7 protein-coding genes are annotated in these 11,600 nt (G+C 71.7%); 3 read left to right on the forward strand and 4 right to left on the reverse strand.

Annotated features, from left to right (window positions below):
* Positions 1 to 46: 46 nt before the first annotated feature.
* From ald to ACFWFI_RS34195, 4 genes are all read right to left on the reverse strand, one after another.
* The gene (gene ald / locus ACFWFI_RS34180; RefSeq protein WP_387398027.1) at positions 47 to 1,162 is read right to left on the reverse strand and encodes an alanine dehydrogenase; all 1,116 of its coding nucleotides are present in this window, start codon (positions 1,160 to 1,162) and stop codon (positions 47 to 49) included.
* Between the two features lie 144 nt (positions 1,163 to 1,306).
* On the reverse strand, positions 1,307 to 3,379 hold the full coding sequence (locus tag ACFWFI_RS34185; protein ID WP_387398017.1) for a tetratricopeptide repeat protein: 2,073 nt from the start codon (positions 3,377 to 3,379) through the stop codon (positions 1,307 to 1,309).
* Positions 3,380 to 3,656: 277 nt separating this feature from the next.
* On the reverse strand, positions 3,657 to 4,283 hold the full coding sequence (locus tag ACFWFI_RS34190) for an NUDIX domain-containing protein (protein ID WP_387398018.1): 627 nt from the start codon (positions 4,281 to 4,283) through the stop codon (positions 3,657 to 3,659).
* A gap of 77 nt (positions 4,284 to 4,360) precedes the next feature.
* Positions 4,361 to 6,031: a CTP synthase gene (locus tag ACFWFI_RS34195; RefSeq protein ID WP_387398019.1), complete on the reverse strand. Its 1,671-nt coding sequence runs from the start codon at positions 6,029 to 6,031 to the stop codon at positions 4,361 to 4,363.
* A 438-nt stretch (positions 6,032 to 6,469) separates the two neighbouring features.
* Between ACFWFI_RS34195 and ACFWFI_RS34200 the strand changes: the two genes are divergently transcribed.
* The 3 genes from ACFWFI_RS34200 to ACFWFI_RS34210 all read left to right on the forward strand — a co-directional run bounded on the left by ACFWFI_RS34200 (position 6,470) and on the right by ACFWFI_RS34210 (position 11,493).
* Complete coding sequence (locus ACFWFI_RS34200) at positions 6,470 to 8,272, forward strand: glycoside hydrolase family 15 protein (RefSeq protein WP_387398029.1); 1,803 nt, start codon at positions 6,470 to 6,472, stop codon at positions 8,270 to 8,272.
* A 95-nt stretch (positions 8,273 to 8,367) separates the two neighbouring features.
* Positions 8,368 to 9,765 carry an FAD-binding oxidoreductase gene (locus ACFWFI_RS34205; protein WP_387398021.1) on the forward strand — a complete coding sequence of 466 codons (1,398 nt, stop codon included), beginning with the start codon at positions 8,368 to 8,370 and terminating at the stop codon, positions 9,763 to 9,765.
* Between the two features lie 99 nt (positions 9,766 to 9,864).
* Positions 9,865 to 11,493 (forward strand): PucR family transcriptional regulator, encoded by a 1,629-nt coding sequence (locus ACFWFI_RS34210; protein WP_387398024.1) that lies wholly within the window; start codon positions 9,865 to 9,867, stop codon positions 11,491 to 11,493.
* Positions 11,494 to 11,600: the final 107 nt, after the last annotated feature.

Here is an 11,600-nt window from a genome sequence, read left to right on the forward strand (position 1 = left end):
CTGGTCGAGGTGCTGCCGCAGGTCGTCGCCAAGGCGTCCGAGCCGCTCAGCCGAGAAGCGTGGTCAGTTCGACGTGGTCGAGATCGTGCGCCTCGGCCACCTCGCGGTAAACCACCTGGCCGTCATGGGTGTTGAGACCCTTGGCGAGCGCGGCGTCGCGGCGCAGGGCCTCGGCCCAGCCCCGGTTCGCGAGCTCCAGGATGTAGGGCAGCGTGGCGTTCGTGAGCGCGTAGGTGGAGGTGTTCGGGACCGCACCCGGCATGTTCGCGACGCAGTAGAAGACCGAGTTGTGGACCATGAAGGTCGGCTCGGCGTGCGTCGTCGGATGCGAGTCCTCGAAGCAGCCTCCCTGGTCGATCGCAATGTCGACAAGAACACTTCCGGGCTTCATCTTGGCGACGAGCTCGTTGGTGACCAGCTTCGGCGCCTTCGCGCCCGGGATCAGAACGGCGCCCACGACGAGGTCCGCCTCGACGACGGCCTTCTCGAGCTCGAGGGCGTTGGAGACGACCGTCCGCACCTTCGTGCCGAAGACCTTGTCGGCCTCACGCAGCTTGTTGATGTCCCTGTCGAGCAGCGTGACGTGGAAGCCGAGTCCGACGGCGATCTGCGTGGCGTTCCAGCCGGAGACCCCGCCGCCGATGACGACGGCCCTCGCCGAGCCCGTACCGGGGACGCCGCCGGGGAGCACACCGCGCCCGCCGACCGAGCGCATCAGGTGGTACGCGCCCACCTGCGGGGCGAGGCGGCCGGCGACCTCCGACATCGGGGCGAGCAGCGGCAGCGCGCGGGTCGCGGTCTCGACGGTCTCGTACGCGATGGCGGTCGTGCCCGATTCGAGCAGGGCGTCCGTGCACTCACGGGAGGCGGCGAGGTGGAGGTACGTGAAGAGCGTCTGGCCCTTGCGGAGGCGGTGGTACTCCTCGGCGACCGGCTCCTTGACCTTGAGCAGCAGGTCCGCGGCGGCCCAGACCTCGTCGGCGGTGGGCAGGATCTGCGCGCCGGCGGCGACGTACTCCGCGTCCGGGATGGAGGAACCCTCGCCGGCGTGCCGCTCGACGAGGACCTGGTGGCCGTGACGGACGAGCTCATGCACTCCGGCAGGGGTGATCGCCACCCGGAACTCGTTGTTCTTGACTTCGCGGGGGATGCCGACCTTCACGTCGATCACGGTCCTTGGCTCGGAGAGTCGCTCGGGCATAACGGGAGATACCCGCATGAACCAAGCATAGGGGGAGACACCGCAGAGATACGCGGCAGAGCCATCATTAATGAAGGGCTTCTCGCTGTCCAGCCTTACAAAGCATTAAGTTTCGTTCGAAGTACTACGGATTTCGTAGGCCGAGCCCTCCTCGCCCAGCAGGCTTTCGGCCGCCGCCCGGTGCAGCCTGGCCGCCGCCGGGTCCCCGAGCCGGTCAAGGGTGTCCGCCAGCCTGAGCTCCAGCGCGGCCTGGAGGCGCACGTCACCCGCCCTGCGCGCAAGGTCGACCGTCTCCCGGCAGGTGTGCAGCGACTCCTGCGGCCTGCCCGCGTACTCCTGCACCCGCGCGGCCTCGCTGAGCGCACGTGCCTGGGCGGGCAGGTCCCCGAGCCTCCGGTGGCCGGCCGCCGCCGCGCGCCAGTTGCGCAGCGCCTCGCCGTAGCGCCCGGCGTACGTGTGGACGGCTCCGAGCCGCCCGTACAGCCGCGCCTCGTCGGCCCGCTCCCCCTGCGTGAGCCGCTGCGCGAGCGCCCGGCCGTACCAGTCGGAGGCCCGGTTGAAGTCCCCCAGCTCCGCGTACGCGCCGCCTGCGGATTCCATCGCCCTGGCGGTCGCGTAGAGGTCGTTCGCCGCGCGTCCGGCGTCCAGAGCGGCCCGGTAGCGGGCCAGCGCCTCCCGCGTACGGCCGGTCCCGGCGTCCAGGTCGGCGAGATTCAGCAGGGCAGCGGCCTTCTCCCGGGGCAGGTCGCGGCGTTCCGCCACCTCGAGGACCAGGCCGTGCAGCCCGTACAGCACGGGAGCGGCGTCCTCGGTGCCCCGGTGCACGGCGAGGGCGCGGACGAGCGCGGCCACCAGCCGGCGGGCGAGGGTGTCCAGGTCCCCGTCGTGCACCGCGGCACGGGCGGAGGCCAGCAGTGCCGGCTCCCGGATCCGCAGCCACTCGGCGGCGGATCCCGGATCGGGGAAGCGCAGGGAGCGCGGCAGCCCGGCGAGCCGTCGGCGGGCCGGGGAATCCTCCGGATCGGTCACCGCGCGGCAGGCCTGGAGCCGGCGCACGGTCCGCTCCAGCATCCTGGCCCGGGCCAGCTGGATCTCGGCGGGCCGCTCCCGCTCCTCCAGCACGGCGCGCACCAGCGGGGCGAGGCAGCCGGGCACCTCGTACTGCGGCAGCTCGGCGCCGTTCGTCCTGAGCAGTCCGAACCGGACGAAGTCGTCCAGGGTCGTCTGGGCGGCCGACACCGAACACCCGGCCAGCGCGGAGGCGGTATGGGCGTCCGCCAGTCCGGCGGGGGCGAGGGCGAGCAGCCGCAGTATCCCGGCGGCGGCCGGCGGGAGCGAATCGTGGACCAGCCGGAAGGCGCGGGCCAACGGCCGTTCACCGGTGGGCTGTTCGGGGTCGTCCCGCTGGTCGCGCAGCTGCTTGGCGACATCGGCGACCGAGGCGCCGGGCCGGGCGGCGAGCCAGCCCGCGACCAGGGTCAGTGCGGCGGGCAGGCCCCCGCACTCCTCCGTGAGCGTCTCGGCGGTCCGCGGGTCGACCGTGATCCTGACCTGGCCGATCGTGCGGGCGAGCAGCTGCACGGCGGAACCCGCGTCCAGCCCGCCGATGGTGCACGGCCGGACTCCGGGGATTCCGGTGAGGGGGCCGGTCGCGGTGGCGACGACCAGGCAGTCCGGGTTGTCCGGCAGCAGCGGATCGACCTGTTCGGCGTCCACGGCGTCGTCGAGCAGGATCAGGGCGCGGCGTACGGCGAACGCCTCGCGGACCATCTCGGACAACTCGTCCTCGTCGGCCCCGGGCGGGGCGGCGACGGAGAGCAGGTCCAGGAGTGCGCGTGCGGTGCGTTCCGCGGGGACGCGCTCACCTCCGGCTTCGGTGAGCGAAACCCGGAACACTCCGTCGGGGTAGTCACCGGGTTCCGCGAGCCGGCGGGCGAGTTCGGCGGCGAGCGCGGTGCGTCCGGATCCGGGCCGTCCGGCGATCAGCAGGACTCTGGCGCGGGCCGCTTTGCGGCCGGCCAGGGTGTCCAGACCCGCCCCTTCGATGTCCTCCTGAAGGGCTTTCAACTCACGTTCGCGGCCGAAGAACTGATGTGGAGTCATGTCCGGCGGCTTCTTGGCTCCCGCCGTCCCCGCCACTCGGGCCGGGCCGCTGGTGTCCACCGCCTGATCGGTCACGGGCCACGCTCCACTTCGCTGCACGCGGTTGCCCGCCGGAAGTCCGGTCGGGGCCTTTCGAGCGTAGTTCAGTGGTGCGGACGATCACGGCCGAGCGCGGCGGACACATCCCTCGATCGGATCAGCTTTTCGTACGATCGGCCCATGATCGGCCCAGCGCCGGTCCGTCCCCGACGAGGAGGGACCGGCGGCTGCGGAACGACCGGGAGAACGGGCCGGCGGCGAGGCGGACCGGTCGTACCGGGTCGCGCCTCGAACGGATGTGCCGGACGGAGAGTCAGACCTCGAACGGCCGGGCCGGCCACGGCGCCTCGGCCGGGCGCAGCGAGTCCACCCCGTCGCCCGCGAGTACCGCGGTGAGCGACAGCACGCCCACGACCAGGCAGTTGTTGTGCAGATCGCCGGCGAGCACCCCCCGTACGAGCTCGTCGAGGGGCACCCGGGCCTGCTCCATGTCGGCCTCCTCCTCGGAGACCGCGAAGCGCTCGCCCTCGGCCTCGGAGAGGTCCCTGGCGAGGAAGACGCGCACGGCTTCGTCGCAGCCGCCGGGCGTGGTGTAGACGTCGGTCAGCACCCGCCAGTCCTCGGCCTTGACATGGGCCTCCTCGTAGAGCTCGCGCTGCGCGGCGTGCAGCGGGTTCTCGCCGGGGATGTCGAGCAGTCCCGCCGGGATCTCCCACAGCTTGTGGCGCACCGGGTGCCGGTACTGCCGCAGGACGAGCACCCGGCCGTCCGCGTCGAGCGCGAGCACGGCCACGGATCCGGGGTGGACCTGGTAGTCGCGCCTGTGGACGCTGCCGTCGGGCATCACGACGTCGTCGGTGCGGACGCTGGTCTTGTTACCGGTGAAGGGGGTCACCGTCGCGGTGACCTGCCACTCCTCGGGCGTGTCCTGGAAACCCATGTACGTCCTCCCACGAACAAACAGGAACCGGGGCACGCATCCCGTCAAGGATCCGTACCCCGGTCAACCGTATCGCCTTACGCGTCGGCGCCCGTCCCGTGCGCCGCGACCTTGCGCTCCACGGCGGCCTTCACCAGGCCGGCGAAGAGCGGGTGCGGACGGGTCGGGCGGGAGCGCAGCTCCGGGTGCGCCTGCGTGGCCACCAGGTAGGGGTGGGCCTCACGCGGGTACTCGACGTACTCGACGAGCTTGTTGTCCGGGGAGGTGCCGGAGAAGACGAGCCCGGCCTTCTTCTCGAGCTCCGCGCGGTATCCGTTGTTGACCTCGTAGCGGTGGCGGTGGCGCTCCTCGACGTAGGGCTCGCCGTCGTAGGCCTCGCGGACCAGGGAGCCCTCGGCGAGCTTCGCCGGGTACAGGCCGAGCCGCATGGTGCCGCCCAGGTCACCCGCGCCCTCGACGTACGCGAGCTGCTCCTCCATCGTGGAGATGACGGGGTGGCTCGTGGCGGCGTCGAACTCGGTGGAGTTGGCGTCGGGGATGCCGGCGAGGTTGCGCGCGGCCTCGATCACGATGCACTGCAGGCCGAGGCAGAGGCCGAGCAGCGGCACCTTGTTCTCGCGGGCGTACTGGATGGCGCCGACCTTGCCGACCACTCCGCGCTCGCCGAAACCGCCGGGGATGCAGACGGCGTCGACGTCACCGAGCTGCTTCTGCGCGCCGGCCGGGGTCTTGCAGTCGTCGGAGGCGACCCACTTGACCTTGACGCGGGCCTTGTTCGCGAAGCCGCCGGCCCGGATGGCCTCGGTGACCGAGAGGTAGGCGTCGGGCAGGTCGATGTACTTGCCGACCAGGGCGACGGTGACCTCGTGGTCGGGGTTGTGGACGCGGTCCAGCAGGTCGTCCCAGGTGGTCCAGTCGACGTCACGGAACGGCAGGTCGAGCTTGCGGACGACGTAGGCGTCCAGGCCCTCGGTGTGCAGCACCTTGGGGATGTCGTAGATCGACCGGGCGTCCTTGCAGGCCACCACGGCGGTCTCGTCGACGTCGCACATCAGCGAGATCTTGCGCTTGATGGCGGTCGGGACGTCGCGGTCGGCGCGCAGCACGATGGCGTCCGGCTGGATACCGATGTTGCGCAGGGCGGCGACGGAGTGCTGGGTGGGCTTGGTCTTCAGCTCGCCGGACGGGCCGATGTAGGGCAGCAGCGAGATGTGCACGACGAAGACGTTGTCGCGGCCGACCTCGTGGCGGACCTGGCGGACCGTCTCCAGGAAGGGGAGCGACTCGATGTCGCCGACCGTGCCGCCGACCTCGGTGATGACGACGTCCACGTCGTCGGTCGCCATGCGGCGGATGCGGTGCTTGATCTCGTTGGTGATGTGCGGGATGACCTGGACGGTGTCCCCGAGGTACTCGCCGCGGCGCTCCTTGGCGATCACGGTGTTGTAGACCTGGCCCGTGGTGACGTTGGCCGAGCCGTCGAGATCGACGTCGAGGAAGCGCTCGTAGTGGCCGATGTCCAGGTCGGTCTCGGCGCCGTCGTTGGTGACGAACACCTCACCGTGCTGGAAGGGGTTCATCGTGCCGGGGTCGACGTTGAGGTAGGGGTCGAGCTTCTGCATGGTGACCCGGAGGCCACGAGCCTTGAGCAGGGCACCCAGGCTGGAGGCAGTCAGACCCTTGCCGAGGGAGGAGGCGACACCCCCGGTGACGAAGATGTGCTTGGTCGTCGTGGATGTGGGCTGCATAGCCAAAGGGGGCTCCCGTGGTCGCGATCGTGAGGTGCGTGCCGGCGTGCCGTACGGAGATTTCCGGAGGTGCCGTCGCTGCGGTTCGGGGGCCTCGTCCACTGTCGGGACGACCACCGGTCCACGGGCTACCAGGGTAACAGCGACGAAGGGAGGCCGCTTCCGGCCATGCCTCCCCCGTCGCGGTCACAAGATCACCACGTCCGTTTCAGGTCCCACCCATTCGCCGGTGACAGGCGACGGACAACCTGTGGACAGTCGCGCGGATCTCCCGGGTGCGTCGTATCCTGCTCGGACACTCGCTGCCGAGTTGGCCGGCCCAGCGGCTCCACCCCAGCCCGCTCACCCGCGCAAGAGCTCGTCGGTTCTATTACAACGACCCCTTGACCAGCAGTAAGCGCCCTGCGGGGCGACATGGCCGTTCGACTGGAGACGCACGTGGCCGGGCGCATCGAGGATTACGCACTCATCGGAGACATGCAGACCGCAGCCCTGGTCTGCCGGGACGGCACAGCGGACTGGCTGTGCCTCCCACGTTTCGATTCACACGCAATTTTCGCCGGACTTCTCGGCACCGAGGAGAACGGCTTCTGGCGGCTGGGCCCCGCCCGCCCGGAGGGGGCTGAGCCCCCTCCGGCCGACCGGCGCCGCTATCGTGGCGACTCGCTCATCCTGGAATCGGAGTGGGACACCCCCCGCGGCACGGTCCGCGTGACCGATTTCATGCCGCCGCGTGACGGAGCCCCTCAGCTCATCCGCATCGTGGAAGGCGTGAGCGGCCGGGTGCCGATGCGCTCCGAGCTGCGGATGCGTTTCAGTTACGGACGGGTCACCCCCTGGGTGCACAAGGTCGACGGCCGTACGGTCGCCGTCGCCGGGCCCGACTCGGTGTGGCTGGACACGGACACGGAGACGTACGGCCAGAATCTGACGACGTACTCCGATTTCACCGTGGCCCCGGGCGACCGGATCGCGTTCACCATCAGCTGGCAGCCCTCGCACCACGAGCCGCCGAGTGTGCCGGAACCGGAGTCGTCCCTGGAGGCGACCGAGAACTTCTGGCGCGAGTGGGTCGACCAGTGCACGTACCACGGTCCCTACCGGGAGGCCGTGGTCCGTTCGCTGATCACGCTGAAGGCGCTCACCTACGCGCCGACCGGCGGCATCGTGGCCGCTCCGACCACCTCCCTGCCGGAGGACATCGGCGGCTCGCGGAACTGGGACTACCGCTACACCTGGCTGCGGGACGCGGCGATCACGCTCTCCTCCCTGCTGCGTACGGGGTACCGCGAGGAGGCCCGCGCCTGGCGCGAGTGGCTGCTGCGGGCCGTCGCCGGCGACCCGGAGAACCTGCAGATCATGTACGGCATCGCGGGTGAGCGGGAGCTCGGCGAGGCCGAGCTGGACTGGCTGCCCGGGTACGAGAACTCCGCCCCGGTCCGGGTCGGCAACGGTGCGGCGAACCAGCTCCAGCTCGACGTGTACGGCGAGGTCACCGAGGCGCTGCACCTGGCGCACATGACGGGGCTGACCCGCAACGACTACGCGATGGGCCTCCAGCTCAAGCTGATCAGCTACCTGGAGAAGCACTGGGACGAGCCGGACGAGGGCATCTGGGAGGTGCGTGGGCCGCGCCGGCACTTCGTGCACTCCAAGGTGATGGCCTGGGTCGCCGTCGACCGCACGATCAAGCTGATCGAGTCCGGGGACGCGGAGGGACCGCTGGAGCGGTGGCACCAGCTGCGTGACGACATCCACCGCGACGTCTGCGAGCGGGGCTACGACCCCGAGCGCAACACCTTCACCCAGTCCTACGGCTCCCAGGAGCTGGACGCGTCCCTGCTGCTGATTCCGCAGATGGGCTTCCTGCCTCCTGACGACAAGCGCGTCATCGGCACGATCGAGGCGATCCAGCGGGAGCTGTCCACGGAGGACGGCTTCGTCCTGCGCTACCCCACCGAGGGCGACGACGCCGGCGTCGACGGCCTGGAGGGCGACGAGGGCGCGTTCCTGGCCTGCTCCTTCTGGCTGGCGGACGACCTGGCGATGATCGGCCGGGTCGACGAGGCCCGCCGGCTCTTCGAGAAGCTGCTGTCCCTCCGCAACGACCTCGGCCTGCTGGCCGAGGAGTGGGACTCGGGGCTCCAGCGCCAGGTGGGGAACTTCCCGCAGGCGTTCAGCCATGTGCCGCTGATCGACACGGCGCTTCGACTGACGGCCAGCGGGGCGTACGTCGGCTGATCCGAAGGACGTGACAGGACTCTGCGGAACGGCCGAAGTCCGAGGCCGGACCTACGATGGAAGGGTCCTGTCACGCCCTGCGAAGGGGGCACAGCATGACGCCCCGAACATCCCTGCCGGATGCCGCTCTGACCGGCCTCCGCTCCGATTTCGCCGGTGAGGTCCACGCTCCCGGCGACCCGGGCTACGACGAGGCCCGTACCGTCTTCAACAGCATGATCGACCGCAGACCCGCGGTGGTGGCACAGTGCGCCTCCGATGCGGACGTCGCGCGGGCGCTCGCCGTCGCACGTGACCAGGAGCTGGAGGTCGCGGTGCGCGGGGGCGGTCACAGCGTCGCGGGCATGGCACTGAGCGAAGGCGGTCTCGTGATCGACCTGCGCCGGATGCGTGCGGTGAGCGTCGACCGGGACGCCCGGTCGGCCAGCGTCGGCGGCGGCGCCGTCATGAGCGACCTGGACCGTGCCACCCAGCCCCATGCCCTGGCGACCACGGGCGGGCGGGTCTCCACCACCGGCGTCGGCGGCTTCACGCTGGGCGGCGGCTCGGGGTGGCTGGAGCGCAAGTTCGGACTGGCCTGCGACAACCTGCTGGCCGCCGACGTGGTGACCGCCGACGGCAGCACCGTGCGCGCGAGCGCCGACGAGAACCCCGAGCTCTTCTGGGCCCTGCACGGCGGCGGCGGCAATTTCGGTGTGGTCACCTCGCTGACGCTGCGACTGCACGACCTGCCGGCGATGAGCATGGTGCTGGTGCTCTTCCGCCCGGAGAACGGGCCCGAAGCGGTCCGTACGTACCGCGACGTGATGGAGTCCGCCCCGGACGCGGCGGGCGGCGCCTGCATCTACATCACCGGGCCGCCCGAGGAGTGGGTGCCCGAGACCCTGGTGGGCCATCTCGTCTGTGCGGCACTGATCACCTTCGCCGGCACGCAGGCGGAGGCACGCGACGTGGCCGCACCCCTGCTGGCGCTGGAGCACGAGGCGGAGGTCGTCGACACGATTCCGTACGCGGACCTGCAGTGCATGCTCGACGATCCGCCCGGCATGCGGAACTACTGGTCGGCGGAGTATCTGGACGGTTTCCCCGACGAGGCGGCGGCGGCCTTCTGCGCGGGCGCGGGCACATTGCCCGTCCCCACGAACTCACAGCATGTGCTGTTCCCCATGGGCGGCGCGGTGGCGCGGGGGCCCGCCGACTACCCGCTGCCCTGGCGCTCCTCCCCGTGGGCCGTGCACCCCTTCGGTGTCTGGGAGAGCGAGGCGGACGACGAACGGGTCAGGGAGTGGGTGCGCGAGGTGCGCGCCACGATGATGCCGTGGGCGAACGGCGCGGTCTACCTCAACTTCATCGGCCGCGAGGGGCAGGAACGGGTCATGGCCGGGTTCGGCGAGCACGCCTACGAGCGGCTGTCCCGGGTCAAGGCACGGTACGACCCGGACAACGTGTTCCACCTCAATCACAACGTCAAGCCCGCGGTGGCCATGGTGTGACGAGCCCCGGCGGGGCCCGGTAGCTTCCACACCGGGGCCGTTCGCGCCGCACGTACACGAGCGCGCGGGCGCACGAGTGGAAGCACGAGGCCGGAGCCGGTGGAAACAGAGGGCGGGATCACCGTGCGGCGGGCGCTGGAGCTGCCGGGGCTGCGCGGCGGGCTCCCAGAGGTACTGACCTGCGCGGACCGCCTGGACCGTACGGTGCGCTGGGTGCACGCCGGTGAGGCGCCCAATATCCCCGCACTCCTCAAGGGCGGGGAGCTGCTGCTCACGACGGGGCTCGGCCTCGGATCCCGGCCCGCCGACCAGCGCGCCTTCGTCCGCAAGCTGGCCGACCGCGGCATCGCCGCCCTGGTCGTGGAGCTCGGCCCGCGCTTCAGCCGGCTGCCCGCGGCGATCGTGGAGGCGGCACGGACGGCGGGGCTGCCGCTCGTCCAGCTGCACCGCGAGGTGCCGTTCGTGGCGGTGACCGAGGAGATCCACACCGAGATCGTCAACGGCCACTACGCCCTGCTCCAGCGGGCGGAGGAGGTCCACCGGCGGTGCACACAGGCGCTGCTGGGCGGCGGCGGGGTGCCGCAGGTCCTGGGGATCCTGGCGGACTTCGCCGCGAACCCGGTCTTCCTGGAGACCCCGGACGGCCGGCTGCTCTTCGCCGCGGGTACGGGGACCGGGCCGGTGGGCGCCGACCCGCTCCAGGTCTGGGAGGGGCTGCGCGGGGCACGCACCGCCCGTGAGGCGCCGCCGGCCGGCTCGGTCCTGGTGGAGGTGCCGGGCGGCGGGCTCGGGGCGGGTTCCGTACGGGCCCGGCTGGTGCTGCTCGCGGTGTCGGGCCCGCTGGTGACGGTGCACCGGATGGCGGCCGAGCGGGCCGCCGGCATCCTGGCGGTCGTGCTGATGCAGGCCCGCCAGGAGGAGGAGGTGGCGGCGCGCGGACGCGGTGACTTCCTCACGGATCTCGCCGAGGGCCGGATCGCTCCCGAGGGCGCTCCCGCGCAGGCCGGCGTCCTGGGCTTCAGGCCGGGCGGGGATCCGCTCCTGCCCGTGGTGATGCGGCTCGCCCCCGAGTCGGCGCCCTCCGGCAGCTGGGCGCTGCTGGCCAGGGCCGTGGCGGAGGAGCTCGCGGCGGTGGGAGCGCCGGTGCTGGTGGGGGTACGCCCGGTGGAGGGCAGGGTTCCGCTGTTGCTGGCGCTGCGCCCGGGGACCACGCGCACGGCGCTCGCGGACCGGGTGGCGGTGGCGCTGCGGGCCGGGGCCGCCCGGGCGGGCCTGGAACGGGCCGGGGACCGTACGCCGGTCGTCGTGGTGGTCGGGGCCGCGGGTGGCTGGGCGGCGGCGGGCGCTGGGCTGCGGCACGCGGCGGAGGCGGCGACGGCCGCGCAGGGGCTCGGGGAGCGCCCCTGGTACGACGCGCGCAGGCTGGACATCGATCTGCTGCTGTGGCGGCTGCGGGACCACCGGGACCTGGCGTCCTTCGTGGACCGGGCGATCGGTCCACTGCTCGAACACGACCGGACCTCGCGTCCCGCGCTGCTGCCCACGCTGGAGGCGTACCTCGCTCACGCGGGCCGCAAGGCGGAGGCCGCACGCGAGCTGCATCTGAACCGGCAGACGCTCTACAACCGGCTGGCCCGCATCGGCGAGCTGCTGGGCACCGACCTGGACGACCCGCAGTCGGTGCTCGCCCTGAGCCTGGCCCTGCGGGCCCGGCGGCACGCCGGCTGACGCGCCCCAGGTCCAGCGCCTCTCGTTTGGATCTTGCCGGGCTCGCGTGCCCTGGTGCCGCACCTCGCCGCGTTGTCGGCGGAGGAGGGAGGCATGCCTCCCTCCTC

Origin of the sequence: Streptomyces sp. NPDC060209 (assembly GCF_042728155.1) — a bacterium.
In the GTDB taxonomy this organism is placed as follows: Bacteria; Actinomycetota; Actinomycetes; order Streptomycetales; family Streptomycetaceae; genus Streptomyces.

Bases quoted from the DNA above. Each gene is read 5' to 3' on its own strand.
- ACFWFI_RS34205 (WP_387398021.1), top strand. From the start codon at position 8,368: ATGACGCCCCGAACATCCCTGCCGGATGCCGCTCTGACCGGCCTCCGC.
- ACFWFI_RS34195 (WP_387398019.1), bottom strand. From the start codon at position 6,031: ATGCAGCCCACATCCACGACGACCAAGCACATCTTCGTCACCGGGGGT.
- ACFWFI_RS34190 (WP_387398018.1), bottom strand. From the start codon at position 4,283: ATGGGTTTCCAGGACACGCCCGAGGAGTGGCAGGTCACCGCGACGGTG.